Origin of the sequence: Pseudomonas sp. D(2018) (assembly GCF_005502555.1) — a bacterium.
Classification (GTDB): domain Bacteria; phylum Pseudomonadota; class Gammaproteobacteria; order Pseudomonadales; family Pseudomonadaceae; genus Metapseudomonas; species Metapseudomonas resinovorans.
This window is the reverse complement of record NZ_SCOK01000005.1, coordinates 16,964-36,873: the sequence shown is the minus strand read 5'-3', so window position 1 is coordinate 36,873 and position 19,910 is coordinate 16,964. Positions and strand designations below refer to the sequence as shown.

25 protein-coding genes are annotated in these 19,910 nt (G+C 65.3%); 11 read left to right on the top strand and 14 right to left on the bottom strand.

Annotated elements, in window-relative coordinates; genetic code table 11:
- Window positions 1–8: 8 nt before the first annotated feature.
- Genes hutH through hutG form a run of 3 tightly spaced genes read left to right on the top strand, consistent with a single transcriptional unit; the run spans window position 9 to window position 3,542 of the window.
- On the top strand, window positions 9–1,541 hold the full coding sequence (hutH, locus tag FFS60_RS05550; protein ID WP_137821351.1) for a histidine ammonia-lyase: 1,533 nt from the start codon (window positions 9–11) through the stop codon (window positions 1,539–1,541).
- Window positions 1,538–2,746 (top strand): imidazolonepropionase, encoded by a 1,209-nt coding sequence (gene hutI, locus FFS60_RS05545; RefSeq protein WP_137821350.1) that lies wholly within the window; start codon window positions 1,538–1,540, stop codon window positions 2,744–2,746. The genes hutH and hutI overlap by 4 nt, the downstream gene beginning before the upstream one ends.
- Entirely contained in the window at window positions 2,739–3,542 is an 804-nt protein-coding gene (hutG, locus tag FFS60_RS05540) for an N-formylglutamate deformylase (protein WP_028629834.1), read from the top strand. Before hutI ends, hutG begins: the two co-directional genes overlap by 8 nt.
- A gap of 51 nt (window positions 3,543–3,593) precedes the next feature.
- On the opposite strand, the gene FFS60_RS05535 is transcribed toward hutG, so the two are convergent.
- From FFS60_RS05535 to FFS60_RS05520, 4 genes are all read right to left on the bottom strand, one after another.
- Window positions 3,594–4,550, bottom strand: coding sequence for an alpha/beta fold hydrolase (locus tag FFS60_RS05535; RefSeq protein WP_137821349.1), 957 nt, complete (start codon window positions 4,548–4,550; stop codon window positions 3,594–3,596).
- Between the two features lie 15 nt (window positions 4,551–4,565).
- Complete coding sequence (locus FFS60_RS05530; protein WP_137821348.1) at window positions 4,566–5,978, bottom strand: NAD(P)/FAD-dependent oxidoreductase; 1,413 nt, start codon at window positions 5,976–5,978, stop codon at window positions 4,566–4,568.
- Between the two features lie 175 nt (window positions 5,979–6,153).
- Window positions 6,154–6,627, bottom strand: a complete 474-nt coding sequence (locus FFS60_RS05525) for an NUDIX hydrolase (protein WP_137821347.1) — start codon at window positions 6,625–6,627, stop codon at window positions 6,154–6,156.
- The gene (locus FFS60_RS05520; protein ID WP_028629830.1) at window positions 6,624–7,055 is read right to left on the bottom strand and encodes a hypothetical protein; all 432 of its coding nucleotides are present in this window, start codon (window positions 7,053–7,055) and stop codon (window positions 6,624–6,626) included. The genes FFS60_RS05525 and FFS60_RS05520 overlap by 4 nt, the downstream gene beginning before the upstream one ends.
- A 93-nt stretch (window positions 7,056–7,148) precedes the next feature.
- Between FFS60_RS05520 and pip the strand changes: the two genes are divergently transcribed.
- From pip to FFS60_RS05495, 5 genes are all read left to right on the top strand, one after another.
- On the top strand, window positions 7,149–8,123 hold the full coding sequence (pip, locus tag FFS60_RS05515) for a prolyl aminopeptidase (protein WP_028629829.1): 975 nt from the start codon (window positions 7,149–7,151) through the stop codon (window positions 8,121–8,123).
- Complete coding sequence (dtd, locus tag FFS60_RS05510; protein WP_028629828.1) at window positions 8,123–8,560, top strand: D-aminoacyl-tRNA deacylase; 438 nt, start codon at window positions 8,123–8,125, stop codon at window positions 8,558–8,560. The genes pip and dtd overlap by 1 nt, the downstream gene beginning before the upstream one ends.
- Before the next feature lie 120 nt (window positions 8,561–8,680).
- Entirely contained in the window at window positions 8,681–9,472 is a 792-nt protein-coding gene (locus FFS60_RS05505) for a transporter substrate-binding domain-containing protein (RefSeq protein WP_028629827.1), read from the top strand.
- An 80-nt stretch (window positions 9,473–9,552) separates the two neighbouring features.
- Window positions 9,553–10,515 (top strand): amino acid ABC transporter permease, encoded by a 963-nt coding sequence (locus FFS60_RS05500; protein ID WP_028629826.1) that lies wholly within the window; start codon window positions 9,553–9,555, stop codon window positions 10,513–10,515.
- Window positions 10,508–11,242 (top strand): amino acid ABC transporter ATP-binding protein, encoded by a 735-nt coding sequence (locus FFS60_RS05495; protein ID WP_028629825.1) that lies wholly within the window; start codon window positions 10,508–10,510, stop codon window positions 11,240–11,242. Before FFS60_RS05500 ends, FFS60_RS05495 begins: the two co-directional genes overlap by 8 nt.
- Before the next feature lie 173 nt (window positions 11,243–11,415).
- Here FFS60_RS05495 and FFS60_RS05490 read toward each other — a convergent pair whose 3' ends face one another.
- The 10 genes from FFS60_RS05490 to ubiE form a co-directional block, all read right to left on the bottom strand.
- Window positions 11,416–11,838, bottom strand: coding sequence for a UPF0158 family protein (locus FFS60_RS05490; protein ID WP_028629824.1), 423 nt, complete (start codon window positions 11,836–11,838; stop codon window positions 11,416–11,418).
- 39 nt (window positions 11,839–11,877) lie between these two features.
- Window positions 11,878–12,585 carry a 16S rRNA (uracil(1498)-N(3))-methyltransferase gene (locus FFS60_RS05485; protein WP_028629823.1) on the bottom strand — a complete coding sequence of 236 codons (708 nt, stop codon included), beginning with the start codon at window positions 12,583–12,585 and terminating at the stop codon, window positions 11,878–11,880.
- The gene (gene tatC, locus FFS60_RS05480) at window positions 12,582–13,382 is read right to left on the bottom strand and encodes a twin-arginine translocase subunit TatC (RefSeq protein ID WP_028629822.1); all 801 of its coding nucleotides are present in this window, start codon (window positions 13,380–13,382) and stop codon (window positions 12,582–12,584) included. Before tatC ends, FFS60_RS05485 begins: the two co-directional genes overlap by 4 nt.
- Window positions 13,379–13,897, bottom strand: a complete 519-nt coding sequence (tatB, locus tag FFS60_RS05475; RefSeq protein WP_137821346.1) for a Sec-independent protein translocase protein TatB — start codon at window positions 13,895–13,897, stop codon at window positions 13,379–13,381. The genes tatC and tatB overlap by 4 nt, the downstream gene beginning before the upstream one ends.
- Before the next feature lie 6 nt (window positions 13,898–13,903).
- Window positions 13,904–14,161, bottom strand: a complete 258-nt coding sequence (locus FFS60_RS05470) for a twin-arginine translocase TatA/TatE family subunit (protein ID WP_028629820.1) — start codon at window positions 14,159–14,161, stop codon at window positions 13,904–13,906.
- A gap of 25 nt (window positions 14,162–14,186) precedes the next feature.
- On the bottom strand, window positions 14,187–14,522 hold the full coding sequence (locus tag FFS60_RS05465; RefSeq protein ID WP_028629819.1) for a phosphoribosyl-ATP diphosphatase: 336 nt from the start codon (window positions 14,520–14,522) through the stop codon (window positions 14,187–14,189).
- On the bottom strand, window positions 14,515–14,916 hold the full coding sequence (gene hisI, locus FFS60_RS05460; RefSeq protein ID WP_137821345.1) for a phosphoribosyl-AMP cyclohydrolase: 402 nt from the start codon (window positions 14,914–14,916) through the stop codon (window positions 14,515–14,517). Before hisI ends, FFS60_RS05465 begins: the two co-directional genes overlap by 8 nt.
- 78 nt (window positions 14,917–14,994) lie before the next feature.
- Window positions 14,995–16,587: a ubiquinone biosynthesis regulatory protein kinase UbiB gene (ubiB, locus tag FFS60_RS05455; RefSeq protein ID WP_137821344.1), complete on the bottom strand. Its 1,593-nt coding sequence runs from the start codon at window positions 16,585–16,587 to the stop codon at window positions 14,995–14,997.
- Window positions 16,584–17,201 (bottom strand): SCP2 domain-containing protein, encoded by a 618-nt coding sequence (locus tag FFS60_RS05450; RefSeq protein WP_028629816.1) that lies wholly within the window; start codon window positions 17,199–17,201, stop codon window positions 16,584–16,586. The genes ubiB and FFS60_RS05450 overlap by 4 nt, the downstream gene beginning before the upstream one ends.
- On the bottom strand, window positions 17,201–17,971 hold the full coding sequence (gene ubiE, locus FFS60_RS05445) for a bifunctional demethylmenaquinone methyltransferase/2-methoxy-6-polyprenyl-1,4-benzoquinol methylase UbiE (RefSeq protein ID WP_028629815.1): 771 nt from the start codon (window positions 17,969–17,971) through the stop codon (window positions 17,201–17,203). Before ubiE ends, FFS60_RS05450 begins: the two co-directional genes overlap by 1 nt.
- 130 nt (window positions 17,972–18,101) lie before the next feature.
- Between ubiE and FFS60_RS05440 the strand changes: the two genes are divergently transcribed.
- From FFS60_RS05440 to FFS60_RS05430, 3 genes are all read left to right on the top strand, one after another.
- Window positions 18,102–18,377 (top strand): polyhydroxyalkanoic acid system family protein, encoded by a 276-nt coding sequence (locus FFS60_RS05440; protein ID WP_028629814.1) that lies wholly within the window; start codon window positions 18,102–18,104, stop codon window positions 18,375–18,377.
- Window positions 18,378–18,552: 175 nt separating this feature from the next.
- Window positions 18,553–18,984 (top strand): phasin family protein, encoded by a 432-nt coding sequence (locus tag FFS60_RS05435; RefSeq protein ID WP_137821343.1) that lies wholly within the window; start codon window positions 18,553–18,555, stop codon window positions 18,982–18,984.
- A 10-nt stretch (window positions 18,985–18,994) separates the two neighbouring features.
- Window positions 18,995–19,900: a phasin family protein gene (locus tag FFS60_RS05430; RefSeq protein ID WP_028629812.1), complete on the top strand. Its 906-nt coding sequence runs from the start codon at window positions 18,995–18,997 to the stop codon at window positions 19,898–19,900.
- Window positions 19,901–19,910 lie beyond the last annotated feature (10 nt).

Below are 19,910 nucleotides of genomic sequence, written 5' to 3'. Positions count from 1 at the left end.
ACATCCGAATGTCGTTACCCGAGAAAGTCCTGCTGGGCGATTCACCGCTGAACTGGCGCCAGGTGGTGGCGGTGGCCCGTCACGGCGCCCGCCTGGAGCTGACCCCGGCAGCCTGGGCGCGCATCGAGAATGCCCGTGGCATCGTCGAACGTATCGTCGAACGGGGCGAACGCGCCTACGGGATCAGCACCGGCCTCGGCGCCCTGAGCGACATTGTGCTGAACGCCGAACAATTCGCCGCGCTGTCGCGTAACACGCTGCTCAGCCACGCCTGCGGCGTTGGTCCGGTCCTGGCAGACGAGCAGACGCGCGCCATCATCTGCTGCGCCATCGCCAACTACAGCCACGGCCACTCCGGCCTGCAGCGGCAGGTGGTGGAGGCGCTGCTGGCCCTGCTGAATCGTGGCATCACCCCGCGGGTGCCGTCCCAGGGTTCCGTGGGCTACCTGACCCACATGGCCCATGTCGGCATCGCCCTGCTCGGCGTTGGCGAGGTGAGCTATCGCGGCCAGGTGGTGCCCGCCGTCGAGGCCCTGGCCGCTGAAGGCCTGGAGCCTGTGCGCCTGGGCGCCAAGGATGGGCTCTGCCTGGTCAATGGCCTGCCCTGCATGACCGGCCTGACCTGCCTCGCCCTGGACGACGCCGAACGCCTGATGCGCTGGGCCGACGTGATCGGCGCCATGAGTTTCGAAGCCCTGCGCGGGCAGATCGCCGCCTTCGACCCGGACATCATCGCCCTCAAGCCACACCCGGGCATGCAGACGGTGGGCGCCAACCTGCTGGCCCTGCTCGCGGGCAGCGAGGTGGTCGCCGAAAGCCGCGGCGTCCGCACCCAGGACGCCCTGAGCATCCGTTCCATCCCGCAGGTGCATGGCGCCTGCCGTGACCAGCTGGCCCACGCTGCGCGCCAGGTCGACACCGAACTGTCCGCGGCCAACGACAACCCGCTGCTGCTGGGCACGCCGGACGCCTACAAGGTGGTGTCCCAGGCCAACCCCCACGGCGAATCGGTCGCCATGGCGGCGGACCTGCTGGCCATCGCCGTGGCCGAGCTGGGCGGTATCGCCGAACGGCGCCTGGATCGGCTGGTCAACCCGCTGGTCAGTGGCCTGCCGGCCTTCCTGGTGAGCCAGCCCGGGGTCAACTCGGGAATGATGATCGCCCAATACGTGGCTGCCGCCCTGGTGAGCGAGAACCGCCAGCTGGCGCAACCCGCGGTTGTGGATAACTTCGTCACGTCCGGGCTGCAGGAAGACCACCTGAGCCTGGGTACCAGCGCAGCCCTCAAATTGGGCCGGTCGCTGGAGAACTGCGGCCGTATTCTCGCGATCGAATACCTGTTGGCCGCCCAGGCCTTTGAGTTCCACAAGCCCAGGAGCTTTGGTGCCGGCACCGCAGCCGCCTGGGAAACCCTGCGCGAGCGTGTGCCCGCCTATGACCAGGACCGTTGGCTGGCGCCGGACATCGCCCGTGCCGCCGACCTGTTGCGCGACGGTGCCGCGCTGGAAGGGATCGCCGCTCGCACCGGAGGACTGCAATGAAACACCTCTGGCAGAATTGCCATGCTGCGACCATGAAGGACGGCAAGTACGCGATCATCGAAGACGCGGTGCTGGTCACCTATGCCGGGCGCATCGAGTGGATCGGCCCGCGCGAGGCACTGCCGGCGATTCCCTATGACGTGGAAGTCGATCTCAACGGCGCCTGGGTCACCCCGGGGCTGATCGATTGCCACACCCACCTGGTCTTCGGTGGGGATCGCAGCCGCGAGTTCGAGCAGCGACTGGAAGGCGTCAGCTACGCCGAGATTGCCGCCCAGGGCGGCGGCATCGCCAGCACCGTGCGCGCCACCCGCGAGGCCAGTGAGGACGAGCTGCTGGAAAGCGCTACCCGTCGCGCCCGAAAGCTGCTGCGCGACGGCGTTACCACCCTGGAAGTGAAGTCCGGCTACGGCCTGGACCTGGCCAGCGAGCGCAAGATGCTGCGGGTCGCCCGGCGCCTGGGCGAGACCCTGCCGATGACCGTGCGCGCCACCTGCCTGGCGGCCCACGCCTTGCCGCCGGAGTATGCCGGTCGTGCCGACGATTACATCGGCCACATTTGCAACGAGATGCTGCCGACCCTGGCCGGTGAAGGGCTGGTGGATGCGGTGGATGCCTTCTGCGAACACCTGGCCTTTTCCCCGGCCCAGGTGGAGCGGGTATTCAAGGTGGCCCATGAGCTGGGCCTGCCGGTGAAGCTGCATGCCGAGCAGCTCTCGTCCCTGCATGGCTCCGCCCTGGCCGCGCGCTACCAGGCGCTGTCGGCGGACCACCTGGAGTACATGACCGAGGACGACGCCATTGCGATGGCGGCGGCCGGGACGGTCGCCGTGCTGCTGCCAGGCGCCTTCTACCTGTTGCGGGAAACCCAGCTGCCGCCCATCGACGCACTGCGCAAGCACGGCGTTGCCATGGCGGTGTCCACCGACCTCAACCCTGGCACCTCCCCGGCGCTGTCGCTGCGGATGATGCTGAACATGGCCTGCACCTCGTTCCGCCTGACCCCGGAAGAGGCGCTTGCCGGCGCCACCCTGCACGCGGCCAAGGCCCTGGGGCTGGCCGACAGTCACGGCAGCCTGGAAGAGGGCAAGGTGGCCGACTTCATCGCCTGGGACATCGAGCGCCCAGCGGAACTCGCCTATTGGCTGGGCGGCGACCTGCCCAAGCGGGTGATTCGACACGGACAGGAGATCGACTGTGGATAACGTTCTGAGCTTCAGCCGCGGCAGCGCGCCGTTGCTGATCAGCATGCCGCACCCCGGCATCCACCTGACCCCGGCGGTGGAGGCCGGCATGGTGGAGGCCGGCTGGGACCTTACCGATACCGACTGGCACATTCCGCGCCTGTATGACTTCGCTGCCGAGCTGGGCGCGAGCACGCTGGCGGCGCAGTATTCGCGCTATGTCATCGACCTCAATCGCCCGGCCGATGACACGCCGCTCTATGCCACGGCCACCACCGGCCTCTATCCGGCCACCCTGTTCGATGGCGAGCCGCTCTACCGCGAGGGCGAAGAGCCCACCGCGGCGGAGCGTGCGCGTTATCTGGCGGAAATCTGGATGCCCTACCACCAGACCCTCCGTGATGAGCTGGCGCGCATGAAAGCCGAGTTCGGTTACGCGCTGCTGTTCGACGCCCACTCCATCCGCTCTTTCGTCCCGCGCCTGTTCGATGGTCGGCTGCCCGACTTCAACCTCGGCACCAACGCCGGTGCCAGTTGCGATTCGACCCTGGCCGAGGCGCTGGTGGCGGTTTGCGCCGATGCGCAGGACTACAGCCATGTGCTGAATGGGCGCTTCAAGGGCGGCCACATCACCCGCCACTACGGCCAGCCCGACCAGCACATCCACGCGGTGCAGCTGGAACTGGCCCAATGCACCTACATGGACGAGCAGGTGCCCTTCGACTACCGCGAAGACCTGGCTGTGCCGACCCAGGCCGTGCTGCGCAAGCTGTTGCAGGCGATGTTGGCGTGGGGGCATCAGCGCTACGGCAGGTGACCTGGCCGAGCCGATGTGCACGCGGGAAGTGATCCCGTCACCCATGCCGGTTTAAAGGGTGCGGAGGAACTCCAGCATCAGCCTGCTGACTTCCGTGGCTCGCTCCTGCTGTATCCAGTGCCCGGCTCCCTCGAGCATGTGGCACCCGCGCAGCCCGGGCAGTGTTTTCGGGAAGGCAGCGATCAGCTGGGGGATCATCGGGAATCCGAGTACGGAGTCCCGGGCCCCGGCGATGAACAGCGACGGCTGCCGGACGATGCAACCGCGCCAGGGCGCCATCAGTTCAGCGGAGAGCCGCATGGTCCGGTACCAGTTGAGCCCGCCGCGAAAACCGGTGCGGCGGAATTCCCCCGTGTAGTGTGCGATGTCGTCTTCGGTTAGCCAGGTCGGCAGCCGCCTGGGGGCTTCCATGTGGTCGAGGAAGCCCTGCCCGGGGAGGCGGCCAAAGGCTGGCACACCGCGCCAATCCCCGGAGCCGCAATGGAGCAGCCGCCTGATGGTCGCTTCGGTATCCCGCTCCAGCTCGGCTTCCGCCACACCAGGCACCTGGAAGTACTGCAGGTAATAGTCATGGATACCTAGGTCTTCCAGCGCTTTCAGGACATCCGTGGGGTCGGGTGGCGCGAAGGGCACGCTCATGCCGATGACGGCGCGAAACAGGTCCGGTCTGGTCAGCGCGGCGCCCCAGGCCACCATTGCCCCCCAGTCGTGGCCGGCAATCACCGCTTGTCTTTCCCCCAGCACCCGGACCAGGTCCACCATGTCCCCGATCAGATGCAGCCGGGTGTAAGCCTCCACCTGCAGCGGCGCGTCGGTCCCGCCGTAGCCGCGCATGTCCGGGGCGACGACCCGGAATCCGGCGGCCGCGAGCGCGTCGAGCTGGTGCCGCCAGGAGTACCAGAGCTCCGGAAACCCATGGCACAGCAGCACGAGTGGCCCAGCCCCCTGCATGGCGACCTGCATGTGGATGCCATTGACGCTGAGGGTTTCCAGCTGCGGAGTGGTCATGCTCGCGTCCCGTGCTCAGGTGAGCATCGCCATCAGCCGCGGCAGGTTTTCCACTCCGCGCTGCCGGGCATTCGCCAGCTTATGGAGCAGGGCATGTCGTTCCGTGTCTTCCGGACGCAGATCGCGCATGACGGTGGTCATCAGAAACAGGCGTGACTTCCCCAGCCACTGGGTCAATCCCGGATCAGCACGCCAGCGCACGAAGTTGTTCATATAACTCGCCCAGATCCTGATCCAGTCTTCGGGTAATCGGGGGGCGGGAACCGGTCCGCAACAGGCGTTCTTCTCGTGGTCGTCCGCCAAGTGGCATTCGACATAAGCGATCAGCGCTGCGGAGAAGACCGGCTGGTTGTTGCTGACCAGGGTCAGGTTGATCCGCTCGGCGTCGAATACCCGCACCGGGTCCCAGCCGTCGAGGCCCTTTGCACTGCAGTCCACATGCAAGGCGCCGGGGGGCACGTCGAGGGTGCCCCGCTCGAGCTCGATTCGTCCCGGCTCTATCGCTTGCACATGACCCAGGCGCACCTTGTGCCGAATGCCGCGCAGGGCGCCCAGTTCTGCTTGCGATACGGTCGCCCCGCGATAGGCCGTCGGCGTGACGGCAGGGTCGATGCGCAGGAGCTGGCCAGACTGCTCCAGCCGGCCGAACAGGTCGGGCAGGGACGTGGCGTCGGCGATGGCGTCGTACTGTGCCGCGACGCCCTGGACCACCTGTTCGAAATACTCCAGGCCGGGCTGAATATTTGCGCGGTCCACCAGCCAGGCGTCCTTGGGCATGATCCAGTAGATCGATTCCGGCGCCACGCCGTTCTGCAGCAGCCACACGCAGGTATCGATGCCGGTCTTGCCCGAGCCAACCACCACATAGGCCGGGCACGGCTGGCCGATTCGCGGCAGGTCATTCGGGGGCACGCAAGCCACCCCGCCGGCGACCCGGTACTTCGGGGGATGGGTGGAGGGCACCTGGGTCCGGGCGTGAGTGGCATCCACCAGTTTGCGCCGCACCTGTACCCGGTACTCCCGGCCACTGAGCAGCGAGACGAAGCGATGGTCGGACGCGCGGTCACCGATGTAATCGCACATGGGGTAGTAGCGCACGCGCCCCGACAGCAGGAACTGCTGATTCATCACCTGCTCGTAGTAGCTGAGAATCTCCGTGCCGGAAGCCAGTTCGCACAGGCCATTGCCCAGTGCGGAGGCGTCCTTCCTGCCACTGCCGAGTTCGCGGGAATTGACCCCGTAGCAGGCCGAGGGCTGGTGCAGGCGCACGAATGGATAGGCATCGTTCCAGTGGCCGCCGGGCTGGGCGTGCCGGTCCACCATCAGCACGGTGGCGTCAGATTCGCTGAGCAGGGTGTCGACGAATGCCATTGCCGCAGCGCCGGCGCCGATCACCAGGTAGTCGACCTCCAGCAGGTTTGGGTCCATGGTGGCTGTCCTCGTGAAGATGAATGCCCCCAAACTCCCAAACTTAGTGCGATGGCGCCGGCAAACCAGACCAAGAGCTGATTGCTGTCATAGCTAACGGCTCTATGACCCTTGTTGCTTGGCGCCTTCGCCGGTATTCGGGCGGCACTTCACTCCGCCCGACGCTGGTCTCGCGCTAGCGCTGCAGGCCGAGGTGGCGGATCACCACTTCCTCGGCGGCCACCCGCTCCCACACATCATCCAGCAGCTCCGCCGGGTAGAAGGGCAGGGCGGCGAGTTCCTCGCGGCTGACCCAGCCCAGTTCGCGAATCTCGAACTCGTCGCCGCCCAGGCCATTCAGGTTGGCCAGGCTGAGTTCGCCGCGCCAGGCGTCGATCCGGTAGAACAGTTCCATGTGGAAGCGGCCCAGGGCCGGTTCGGCGAATTCGCGGACGTAGACCAGCGGTCCGACCTCAACGTCCAGTCCGGTTTCCTCCCTGAACTCTCGGCGTACGGTGTCTCGGGTGGATTCGTCGCTCTGGGACTCGAAGCCGCCGCCCGGCGGGATCCAGTAGGTGTCGTCGCCCACCACGTGCTTGACCAGCAGGATGCGACCGTCCTCTACCAGCAGGCCGGCGGCGCGGATGCGATGGGTGAGCGGCGCGCTCATTGCCAGTCCAGCCGGGCGAGCTTCCACTGGCCATCGTCCAGCCACCACTCCAGCTTCACCCCGTAGTGGCGGGCACTGTCGGGAATCAGCCCTTCGGCGCCGGTGAGGGCCACCTGGGCCTCGGTGTAGCCTTTCTCGTGGTAGGTCGGGTCGAGCCGGCTGGCCTTGCTGAGGGCGAGCACGCTGACGTTCTTGTGGCGCATGAACAGCAGGGTCATGGTGCGCTTGGCCCAGTCGCGGTCGTTCTGCTGCTGGGCGATGAACTGCGGGTGCAACTGCTCCAGTACCGCGCTGGTTTTCTTCGCTTCGAGGTTGTCCTGTAGTTGTTGCACCGCCGCATCCAGCTCCGCGGCCGGGTCGTTTCGGCCACAACCGGCTAGGATTGCCAGAACGCAGAGCGTCGGCAGCGCGAACTTCCTGAGTAGCATGCTGAACTCCTTTTTCCTCGTTATGATGCCCGGCAGATTAGAAGGCCGGACTCGCCCAGGGGTCGACCTTACGCACAGTTTCGGGAGCCCAGCATGCAGACTTTGTATCCGGAGATAAAACCCTACGCCCGGCACGATCTGGCGGTGGATGCGCCACACGTGCTCTATGTGGACGAGAGCGGCACGCCGGAGGGCCTGCCGGTAGTGTTCATCCACGGTGGGCCGGGGGCCGGTTGCGATGCGCTGAGCCGGCGCTTCTTCGATCCGAACCTGTACCGCATCGTCACCTTCGACCAGCGTGGCTGTGGCCGCTCCACGCCCCACGCGAACCTGGAGAAGAACACCACCTGGGACCTGGTGGCCGACCTCGAGCGCATCCGCCAGCATCTGGGCATCGACAAGTGGGTACTGTTCGGTGGCTCCTGGGGTTCCACCCTGTCCCTGGCCTACGCCCAGGCGCACCCGGAGCGCGTGCTCGGCCTGATCCTGCGGGGCATCTTCCTGTGCCGCCCGGAGGACTTCCACTGGTTCTACCAGGAAGGCTGTAGCCGCCTGTTCCCGGACTATTGGGAGGACTACCTGGCGCCGATTCCGGCCGAGGAGCACGGCAACCTGATGCAGGCCTTCCACAAACGCCTGACCGGCCCGGACCAGATCGCCCAGATGCACGCCGCCAAGGCCTGGTCGACCTGGGAAGGCCGCACGGCCACCCTGCGCCCGAGTGCACCGGTGGTGGAACGCTTCAGCGAGCCGATGCGCGCCCTGTCCATCGCCCGCATCGAGTGCCATTACTTCGTCAACAACGCCTTCCTCGAGCCCAATCAATTGCTCCGCGACATGCCGCGCATCGCCCATCTGCCGGGCGTGATCGTGCATGGCCGCTATGACGCCATCTGCCCGCTGGACAATGCCTGGGCGCTGCACAAAGCCTGGCCCAACAGCGAATTGCAGATTGTCCGTGACGCGGGTCATGCCGCGTCCGAGGCTGGCATCACCGACGCCCTGGTGCGTGCGTCGAACCAGATGGCTCGCCGCCTGCTGGACATGCCGCAGGACGAAGACGCCTGATGAAGGCGCTGCTGCAACGGGTCAGTGCCGCCCGTGTAGAGGTCGAAGGGGACGTGGTCGGCGCCATCGACCAAGGGCTGCTGGTGCTGGTGGGCGTCGAGCCCCAGGACACCGAAGCCAGCGCCGACAAGCTGCTGCACAAGCTGGTCAACTACCGCGTGTTTGCCGATGCCGAGGGCAAGATGAATCTGTCTCTCGGCGCGGTTGGCGGCGGCCTGCTGCTGGTCTCCCAGTTCACCCTGGCCGCCGATACCAGGAGCGGGCTGCGCCCGAGTTTCTCCACCGCTGCCGCACCGGCACGCGGTGAGGAACTGTTCGACTATCTGGTGCAGCAGGCGCGGCTCAAGCATCCGCAGGTGGCCACCGGCCGCTTCGGCGCCAACATGCAGGTCCATCTGGTCAACGACGGGCCGGTGACTTTCCTGCTCGAAAGCTGAGCTGGCCCGATATCTGCTTCCCGTGACTCGCCATCCACGTGGATGCCGTTTAGCATGCGCGCCATGCCCCGTCGTTCGTGGGCTGCACAACAACAAAGAGCTGCCCCATTAGGAGAAAGAATGAAAAAGTTTCTCGCGTCACTGCTGTTCGCCGCCAGCGCCCTGACCGGCCTGGCCCACGCTGGCATGGTCGATGATGCAGTCAAGCGCGGCACCCTGCGCGTCGGCATGGACCCGACCTACATGCCCTTCGAAATGACCAACAAGCGTGGTGAGATCATCGGCTTCGAAGTCGACCTGCTCAAAGCCATGTCCAAGGCCATGGGCGTCAAGCTGGAGCTGGTATCCACCAGCTACGACGGCATCATCCCGGCCCTGCTGACCGACAAGTTCGACATGATCGGTTCCGGCATGACCCTGACCCAGGAGCGCAACCTGCGCATCAACTTCTCCGAGCCCTTCATCGTGGTCGGCCAGACCCTGCTGATCCGCAAGGAGCTGCAAGGCGACATCAAGTCCTACAAGGACCTGAACGATGCCAAGTACCGCATCACGTCCAAGATCGGCACCACCGGCGAAATGGTCGCCAAGAAGTTGATTGCCAAGGCCCAGTACCACGGCTTCGACAACGAGCAGGAAGCGGTGATGGACGTGGTCAACGGCAAGGCGGACGCCTTCATCTACGACGCCCCGTACAACGTGGTGGCGGTGAACAAGGCCGGCGCCGGCAAGCTGGTGTTCCTGGAAGAGCCCTTCACCTTCGAGCCCCTGGCCTTCGGCCTGAAGAAGGGTGACTACGACAGCATCAACTGGATCAACAACTGGATGCACCAGATCCGCCATGACGGCACCTACGATCGCATCCATGCCAAGTGGTTCAAGAAGACCGACTGGCTGAAAGAGATGGAATAAGTCGGCTGACGCTGGCTTCGACAGGCCCGGCCCACAAGGCCGGGCCTGCCTTTTGTACCCCGCCATGAGCGAGATTTCCCGTGACTAGCAAACATCGCCGCACCTGGCCCTGGCACGTCCTGACCGGTCTGATCCTGGTCGTGACGGGCTGGGGCCTCTGGTACTCCACTTCACTGATTTCCTACGAATGGCGCTGGAATCGCGTGCCCCAGTACTTCGCCTACCAGGCAGAGGAAGGTCAGCGCGCAGCCGACTACGGCACCGTCAGCGCTATTGCCGATGCCGGCGACAACGCCCGTGTGACCCTGACCGCCGAGGGCGGTGAGGAACAGGTACTGGAAGTGGCCCGCGACAGCCTGCAGGTGAGTCAGGGCGACGATGTTTCCGAAGGCGACCTGATTGGCGTGACACGCCACTGGGCTGCCGGACCGCTGCTCTGGGGGCTCTGGACCACCCTGTGGATTTCCGTGGCCTCTGGTGTGTTCGGCCTGGCCATCGGCCTGTTCACCGGCCTCTGCCGCTTGTCGAACAACCCCACGCTGCGTGACCTGTCCACCGTCTATGTCGAGCTGGTGCGTGGTACGCCGCTGCTGGTGCAGATCTTCATCTTCTACTTCTTCATCGGCACCGTGTTGAACCTCTCCCGCGAGTTCGCCGGGGTGGCCGCGCTGGCGCTGTTCACTGGCGCCTATGTGGGCGAGATCGTCCGCGCCGGGGTGCAGTCCATCGCCCGTGGCCAGAACGAGGCGGCGCGCTCCCTTGGCCTGACCGCAGGCCAGTCCATGCGTCATGTGATCCTGCCGCAGGCCTTCAAGCGCGTGTTGCCACCGCTGGCCGGGCAGTTCATCAGCCTGGTGAAGGACACCTCGCTGGTTTCGGTGATCGCCATCACCGAACTCACCAAAAGTGGCCGCGAAGCGATCACCACGTCCTTCTCCACCTTCGAGATCTGGTTCTGCGTCGCAGCCCTCTACCTCGTCATCAACCTGCCGCTGTCGCAAATCGCCAGCCGCCTGGAGCGGAGGCTCGGGAAAAGTGATTGAAGTCCGCAATCTGGTGAAAGTCTTCGATGCCCGCGGCCATGAAGTGCGGGCTGTGGATAACGTCACCACGCAGGTGAAGCGTGGTGAGGTCGTGGTGGTGATCGGCCCCTCGGGCTCGGGTAAATCCACCTTCCTGCGCTGCCTGAACGGCCTGGAAGAGCTGGATTCCGGTTCGGTGAGCATCGACGGCGTCGACCTCGCCAACCCGAAAACCGACGTGAACGCCTACCGCCGCGAGGTGGGCATGGTGTTCCAGCACTTCAACCTGTTCCCGCACATGACCGTGCTGGAAAACCTCTGTCTGGCGCAGAAAGTCGTGCGCAAGCGTGGCAAGGCCGAGCGCGAGGCCAAGGCCCAGGCGCTGCTGGCCAAGGTGGGCATCGGGCAGAAGGCCAACGAGTACCCGTCGCGCCTCTCCGGCGGCCAGCAGCAACGCGTGGCCATCGCCCGCGCCCTGTGCATGGAGCCCAAGGTGATGCTGTTCGACGAGCCCACTTCGGCACTGGACCCGGAAATGGTCGGCGAAGTGCTGGACGTGATGAAGCAGCTCGCCCAGGAAGGCATGACCATGGTCTGCGTGACCCACGAAATGGGCTTCGCCCGCGAGGTTGCCGACCGGGTGCTGTTCTTCGATCACGGCAAGCTGCTGGAAGATGCGCCCCCCGCGCAGTTCTTCGAGAAGCCCCAGGACCCGCGCGCACAGAGCTTCCTGCGGCAGGTGCTCTGATCGGATTGCTTTGGGCCGCTGTGCGGCCCTTGGCGAATGAACTCGCCCCTACAGAAAGTGCGCTGTGCCAGGCACCGGCACAGACAGCCCCCTCTCCCTCCGGGAGAGGGCCGGGGTGAGGGTAGGCGTAGCCTTTCGCGAATGAGTTCGCTCCCATAATGGGAGGGGCACCCTCAATGCAGCGGCGTGGCCGGGCTCAGCTCGTTCTCTTCCAGCCAGTCCTGGGCCAGCTCGCGCAGGCGGGCGGCTTCGAACTGGTGCCAGGCTTCCAGCAGTACCGGGTACTCCATCAGCACGTGGCGAAAGGTGCGTACCGGCTTGCGGCCCGCGAGGGCCTGTTGCAGGGCGGCAAAGGCGTGGGGATGGACCACTTCGCTGAGGAATTCCTGCATCAACGCCAGCTCATCGCCATGGCCGAGCGGCTCCACCAGCAGGAAACGCTCCGGTTCGTCGCGCAGCAAGGCTTCGAGTTCGGGGTCGGCGTCTTCTTCGGGGATCAGCAGCACCTTGCCGCTGAGCAGATCCAGGTAGTGGTCGAGGCCGGCGGTGTTGAGGGCGAAGGCGAGTTGGTCGAGGTCGATGGTCAGCGGGCGCATGGCTCAATCTCGATGTCGAAAGGATGCCGTCAGCCTGCCTCAGAATAGCCGGGCGAGCAATGCGGTGACCGCTGTCTCGACGCGCAGGATGCGCTCGCCGAGCTGCACCGGCTGCAGGCCGGCCTCGCGCAGTTTCTCCACTTCATAGGGAATCCAGCCGCCTTCCGGGCCAATGGCCAGGGTGATGGGCTGGCTAACCGCGCGCGGGCAGGGTGGGTAGTCGCCAGGATGGCCCACAAGACCCAGGGTGTTGGCGGCGAGTTGCGGCAGGCGGTCCTCGACGAAGGGCTTGAAGCGCTTCTCGATGATTACCTCGGGCAGGACGGTATCCCGCGCCTGTTCCAACCCCAGGATCAACTGCTCACGGATGGCAGCCGGTTCGAGGAAGGGGGTTTGCCAGAAACTCTTCTCCACGCGGTAGCTGTTCAATAGCACCAGGCGCGGCACGCCCATGGCGGCGACGGTCTGGAACACGCGGCGGAGCATCTTTGGCCGTGGCAGCGCCAGCAGCAGGGTGATGGGCAGCTTCGCAGGGGGCGGTTGGTCGAAGCTGACTTCCAACTCCGCACAGTCGGCTTCCAGGCGCAGCAGGTGGCCCTGGCCCATTTGTCCGCCAAGGCGGCCAACTCGCAGGCTGTCGCCAGCCTCGGCGCGGTGCACCTCATGGAGGTGCTTCAGGCGCCGGCCTTCCAGGTGCGCACGGTCCGCCGCGATGAAGTCGGCGTCTTCGAGTAGAAGCAGATTCACGGGTGGGTAGCAGGCGGTTGGTCGCCGTCTTCGGGTTCTTCGGCGCCGTCATCCGGATGGTCGCCGCGCTTGCGGATCATGCCGCCAAAGAACACGCCGACTTCGAACAGCAGCCACATGGGCACGGCCAGCAGGGTCTGCGAGAAGATGTCTGGCGGGGTCAGGATCATGCCCACGACGAAGCAGCCAATGATCACGTAGGGGCGGATACGCTTGAGGTAGGCAACGTCGACGATGCCGACCCAGATCAGCAGGATCACCGCCACGGGAATCTCGAAGGCCACGCCGAAGGCGAAGAACAGCGTCATCACGAAGTCGAGGTAGCTGCTGATGTCGGTCATCATCGACACGCCTTCCGGGGTCACGCTGGCGAAGAAGTGGAAGATCAGCGGGAACACCAGGAAGTAGGCGAAAGCCATGCCGGCGTAGAAGAGGACGATGCTCGACACCAGCAGCGGCAGGGCAATGCGCTTCTCGTGCTTGTACAGGCCGGGTGCGATGAAGCCCCAGACCTGGTGCAGGATGACCGGCATGGCGAGGAAAAGCGCCACCATCATGGTCAGTTTGAATGGCGTGAGGAAGGGCGAAGCCACGTCGGTGGCGATCATGGTCGCGCCTTCCGGCAGGTACTGGCGCAGGGGCGCGGATACCAGTGTGTAGATCTTCTGGGCGAAGTAGAACAGGCCGGCGAAGATCAGGAAGATCGCCGCCACGCAGCGCAACAGGCGCGTACGCAGTTCGGTGAGGTGCGAGACCAGGGGCATTTCCTGGTCTTGTTCCGGCTTCTGGTCGCTCATGGGATGCGGGACGGCTGCTGCGGTTCGATGGGGGCCTGTGGCTGGGGAGCCGACGTGGCGTTGGGCGCCTGGGCGGGCGTGCCCGCGCCGGGCTGGTTCGGTGTGGCCGGAGCCGGAGCCGGAGCCGGAGCTGCCGCTGCCGCTGCAGTCATCGCCGGAGCTGGAGCTGGCGCCGCTGTTGCCGGTACTGCTTGCGCTGCCGGGGCTGCGGATGCGGGGGGCGCAGCGTCGCTTTCAGGCTCGGCTTCGGAAAGCAGGGATTCGGCGGTCGGAGGCACAATGCTCTCCTTGATCTGCTTCTCCAGCGCCATGATGTGTTCGTTATGCAGCTGGCGACGGATCTCGTCGGCGCCGATTTCGCGTTCGACCTCGGTCTTGATCGCATTGAAGCTGCGTTTCAGGCGACCGATCCACAGGCCGGCGGTGCGCGCCGCGCCGGGCAGCCGTTCAGGCCCGAGCACCAGGAGGGCGATCAGGCCAATCAGCAGCAGTTCACCAAAGCTGATACCGAACATGGGGCATCAGTCCTTGCGGGTCACCGGGTCCTGCACCTTCTGCGCCTGGCCGTCGATGGTGTGCGGCTGGTTCAGCGGGGTGTTGGATTGCTGCGCGGCGGGTTGCTCGGGCTTGGCACCTTCTTCTTCGGTGTTCATCGCCTTGCGGAAGCCCTTGATGGCGTCGCCGACGTCGGAACCAAGGGTCTTCAGGCGCTTGGTGCCGAATACCAGGACGACGACGATGAGAATGACCAGCCAGTGTTTCCAGTCGAAAATACCCATGGAGTGTTCCTCTTGATTGTCTTTGTCAGGCGGAAGGCTCGCGGGCAGCCTTTTCGGCGTGCCCGGACAGGCCAAAGCGACGGTCCAGTTCATCGAGCACGGCCTGGGGGTGCTGGCCGAGGGCGGCGAGCATGACCAGGCTGTGGAACCAGAGGTCGGCGGTTTCGTAGATCAGGTCGCTGTGGTCGCCGCTGACGGCGGCGTCCTTGGCGGCGAGGATGGTTTCCACCGCTTCTTCGCCGACCTTTTCCAGGATCTTGTTCAGGCCCTTGTGGTACAGGCTGGCGACATAGGAGCTGTCAGGCGCGGCATTCTTGCGCTCTTCCAGCACCTCGGCCAGGCGGGCGAGGGTATCACTCATGGCTGTGTCCTGCGGCGTAGATGGCATGCGGGTCCTTGAGCACGGGGTCGACGGTCTTCCAGCCGCCGTCCTCGAAGACGCGGTAGAAGCAGCTTTCGCGTCCAGTATGGCAGGCGATGCCGCCCAGTTGCTCGACCAGCAGGATGACGACGTCGGCGTCGCAGTCCAGGCGCAGCTCGTGGAGGTGCTGCACATGGCCGGACTCCTCGCCCTTGCGCCACAGCTTGCCACGGGAGCGTGACCAGTAGATGGCGCGATTCTCGGCAACGGTGAGGGCGAGGGCTTCGCGGTTCATCCAGGCCATCATCAGCACGCGACCCGTCTTGTGGTCCTGGGCAATCGCCGGGACCAGGCCTTCGGCATTCCAGTGAATCTCTTCCAGCCAGTCTTTCATCGTGTCTTCCACAACTGGGCCGGCCTCACGGGGCCGGCACTCGGATCGAAATAGTGTGCCAGTGCCACTCGGGGCTGGCTATCGGCGCAGCACCAGATATAGACCGCCGGCCAGCATCAGCCAGCTGGGCCAGGTTTCGGCCGTGGGGGCCAGGCCTTGCGTGGCTGCGCCGGCGATCAGCAGGGCGCCGAGCAGACGTGCCGGCCACTGGGCGCCAATCGGTTGTTCGGCCTTCTGCGGGGCGCTGGTGGGCTGGGCCAGGCGCTCCAGGGTGTCGCGAGCGATCTGCGACAGGTGCGGTACCTGCTCGGCCTGTTGCTGCAGGTTGCGCAGCAGGTGCAAAGGGCTGACCCGTTCGCGCATCCAGCGCTCGAGGAACGGCTGCGCCGTGCTCCACAGGTCCAGGTCGGGGTAGAGCTGGCGGCCCAGGCCTTCGATGTTCAACAGGGTTTTCTGCAGCAGCACCAATTGCGGCTGGACTTCCATGTTGAAGCGGCGCGCGGTCTGGAACAGGCGTAGCAGCAACTGACCGAAGGAGATGTCCTTGAGCGGCTTTTCGAAGATCGGTTCGCAGACGGTGCGGATGGCCGCCTCGAAATCGTTGACCTTGGTTTCCGGCGGCACCCAGCCGGAATCGATGTGCAACTGCGCCACGCGGCGGTAGTCGCGCTTGAAGAAGGCGATCAGGTTGCGCGCGAGGTAGTCCTGGTCCTCGGGGGTGAGGCTGCCGATGATGCCGCAGTCAATGGCGATGTACTGCGGGTTCCAGGGCTGGCGGGTGGCAACGAAGATGTTGCCGGGGTGCATGTCGGCGTGGAAGAAGCTGTCGCGGAACACCTGGGTGAAGAAGATCTCCACGCCGCGCTCGGCCAGCAGTTTCATGTCGGTGCGCTGGTCGGCGAGGGTGGCCAGATCGGTCACCGGGATGCCGTAGATGCGTTCCATCACCAGCACCTTGGGGCGGCACCAGTCCCAGTAGACCTGCGGGACGTAGAGCAGCGGCGAGCCGTCGAAGTTGCGCCTCAGCTGGCTGGCGTTGGCCGCTTCGCGGAGCAGGTCGAGCTCGTCGTAGATGGTCTTCTCGTAGTCGCTCACCACTTCCACCGGGCGCAGGCGGCGGGCATCGGCGGACACGCGCTCGGCCAGGCTGGCGAGGGTGAACAACCAGGCGAGGTCCTGACGGATGATCGGCCGCAGGTTGGGGCGGATCACCTTGACGACCACTTCCTCGCCGCTCTTGAGTTGGGCAGCGTGGACCTGGGCCACCGAAGCCGAGGCCAGCGGCTCGACGTCGAAGCGGGCGAACACTTCGCTGACCTTGGCGCCGAGTTGTTCCTCGATGCGCGCGACGGCCTTCGCCGGTGCGAAGGGCGGTACCTGGTCCTGCAGGCGCGCCAGTTCATCGGCCATATCCGGCGGCATCAGGTCGCGACGGGTGGAGAGCAACTGGCCGAACTTGATGAAGATCGGGCCGAGGTCTTCCAGGGCCAGACGCAGGCGCTCGCCACGGGAAAGGGTCAGTTCCTTGCGCGGTAGCCAGCGCCAGGGCAGGGCGTAGCTCAGCGTGCGCAGCCACCAGGGCAGCGGCAGTTCGAGCAGCAGGTCATCGAGGCGGTAGCGGATGACGACCTGCTGGATGCGCAACAGGCGGCGGGCGGCGAGCAGCTTCATGCGTTGGGCTTGAGTCTCTGGTTCAGACGCTCGACGCGGGCGTCGAGGCGGTCGAGGGCGAGCTTGAGGCGATCCAGTTCAGCAAAGCGCGCGTCGGCTTCACGGCGGCCCACCAGGGTACGCGACTCCTCGGCCAGGTAGTCGGCGAGGTTCTGCCGCAGGCTGTCCAGGCCCTGTCCGGCCCAGTTGGCCCGGCTGCGCAAGTGGCCGGCGAGCAGTTGGGTGCCGACCGGGCCGAGCCAGCGTGACAGCTCATACTCCCAGTCCAGCTCCAGGTCCTGGAGGATGGCAGCCAGTTCCAGCAGCGCAGCGCTGTCGCCTTCCAGGGTCACTTCCGGACTGTGCAGGACGGCGGTCTTCTCCCGCGTGGTGGCCAGCTTCAGCAGGCTGCTGGCCGGTGCGCGCAGGCGGCAATCGGCGGGGGCGGACCAGTGGGCGGAGAGCTTCAGGCCATCGCCTCCAGGAAGCAGGAACAAGGTCAGCGCGGGGTTTTGGCAGTCGACTTCGATGACGCTGCCTTCCAGCGCGGCCATGCGCGGCAACGCGGTGCTGTCCAGGGTCAGCACCCGGTTGAGGCCGAGCTCGATACCGGCCAGCAGCGCCTGGGTCAGCATCAGGGCTTGATGCCGCGGTGCAGGGCGACGATGCCGCCGGTCATGTTGTGGTAGGTGACGCGTTCGAAGCCGGCCTCGACCATCATCGCTTTCAGGGTTTCCTGGTCCGGGTGCATGCGGATCGACTCGGCCAGATAGCGGTAGCTTTCGGCGTCGTTGGTGATCAGCTTGCCCATCAGCGGCAGGAGGCTGAAGGAGTAGGCGTCATAGGCCTTGGACAGCAGGCCGCTGGTGGGTTTGGAGAACTCCAGGACCAGCAGGCGGCCGCCCGGTTTGAGCACGCGCAGCATGGAACGAATGGCTTCGTCCTTGTGGGTGACGTTGCGCAGGCCGAAGGCGATGGTGACCACGTCGAAGTGGTTGTTGGGGAAGGGCAGCTTCTCGGCATCGGCCTGGACGAAGCTGACGTTGCCGGCGACGCCGCTGTCCAGCAGCTTGTCGCGACCCACCTTGAGCATGGAGGCGTTGATGTCGGCCAGCACCACTTCACCGGTCACGCCCACCAGGCGCGAGAACTGGCGGGTGAGGTCGCCGGTGCCGCCGGCGATGTCCAGCACGCGGTTGCCCGGGCGGACGCCGGACAGCTCGATGGTGAAGCGCTTCCACAGGCGGTGGACGCCGCCGGACATCAGGTCGTTCATCAGGTCGTACTTGGCTGCCACCGAGTGGAACACCTCGGCGACCTTGTCGGCCTTCTGGCTCTCGGGGACCTGTTGATAACCGAAGTGGGTCGTGGGTTCGGCGTCGTTGCCTTTGCGAGGATCGTTCATGTCGCTGCCACCGGAATTGAATGGCGGTCATTCTAATGCCCGCGTCCGGCTTTGTCTTGGCAACGGCGTGCGGCGGCCAGGGTGGGCGCGCTATAGTCGCGCGACCGAAAGTCGCAGTCAGGAGTTGCCAATGTCCCGCATCCACGTCGAACGTTCCCATGCCCTAGGCCACGAGGCCGTCCGGGAGAAAGCCGAAAAACTGGCTGAGCGCCTGGCGCGCGAGTACGACGTGCGTTACCAGTGGCGCGGCGACACCCTGGAGTTCAAGCGCAGCGGCGCCGAAGGGGCGATCGAGGTGAGTGATGCCAAGGTGCGGGTGGAGGTCAAGCTGGGCCTTCTGCTGTCGGCCATGAGCGGGAGCATCAAGCGGGAAATCGAAAAGGCGCTGGATGAGTATCTGGTCTGAACCAGGACCTTTTCCGGGGCCGCTTCGCGACCCTTCGTCAATGGATTCGCTCCCGCCGTGCCTCGCCCGGAATGCCCCATCTCGCGGCTAGTATGCGGTTTCTAATTTTCCTCGCTACCTTGCGCTCAAGTCCTGAAAAAGGGCGAGTCATCTACCATTCCGCGTGAGGTGCACCATGGCCAAAGTAGCCGTCAAGAAGAAAGTCGAGAAAGCCGAAAGCAAGTCCACCGTCGTTGCCGACGTGAAGCTCTATGCCCGCAAGATCTGGCTGGCTGGCCTGGGTGCCTACGCCAAGGCTGGCGCCGAGGGTGTCGACTACTTCAAGGAGCTGGTTAAGGCCGGCGAAGGCGTCGAGAAGCAGGGCAAGAAGCTGGTGGACGAGCAGGTCGAAGCCGCCAACACTCAGTTCGACAGTGTCAAGAGCAGCGTGACCGGCGTGAAGGAAAAGGTCGAGGTTCAACTCGACAAGATCGAGAAGGCTTTCGACAACCGAGTGGCCAGTGCACTCAACCGCATTGGTATTCCCTCCCGGAAGGACGTTGAGGCACTCTCTGCTAAGCTTGATGAGCTGAGCGCGTTGCTCGAGCACGTCGCGCGAACCAAATAAGGAGAGCAGGATGGCTGGCAAAAAGAAAACCGATAAAGACACCAACTCCTGGATCGGCGAGATCGAGAAATACTCGCGCCAGATCTGGCTGGCTGGCTTGGGGGCCTACTCGAAGATCAGCAACGACGGCAACAAGCTGTTCGATACGCTGGTCAAGGACGGTGAGAAGGCTGAAAAGCAGGCCAAGACCGAGGTGGACAAGCAAGTAGACGCGGTCAAGTCGAAGGTCGGCTCCCGCGTGGGTACGGCCAAGTCCAAGGTCGAAGAGGTCAAGGGCAAGGCGATCGGCAAATGGGGCGAGCTGGAAGAGGCTTTCGACAAGCGTCTGAACAGTGCCATTTCCCGTCTTGGCGTGCCCAGCCGCACCGAAGTGAAGGATCTGCAAGGCAAGGTGGATGCCCTGACCAAGCAGCTCGAGAAACTCACGGGCGTGTCGGCCAAATCGGTCAAGCCTGCAGTCAAGGCGGCTGCCAAACCTGCGGCTAAACCCGCTGCCAAGCCGGCTGCCAAGGTCGCCGCTGCGAAACCTGCAGCCAAGGCCGCGGCCGCCAAACCCGCCGTTGCGAAGCCTGCGGCCAAGCCTGCTGTCAAAGCCGCGGCGAAACCGGCTACCAAGCCGGCTGCAGCGGCCAAACCGGCAGTGAAAGCCGCTGCCAAACCAGCTGCCGCGAAGCCAGCTGCCGCTGCCAAACCGGCCGCAGCGAAGCCCGCTGCCAAGCCGGCGGTTGCCAAGCCTGCCGCCGCGAAGAAACCGGCAGTGAAGAAGCCCGCTGCGCCAAAGGCTGCCAAGCCTGCTGCACCTGCCGCGAGCCCGGCTCCGTCTGCTCCGGCCGCCGCAGCTGCTCCGGCTCCCAGCATGGCACCGGCGGCACCGGCTCCGGCAGCATCGGCAACACCGCCGACCAGCCAGTCCTGAGCTTTATCGG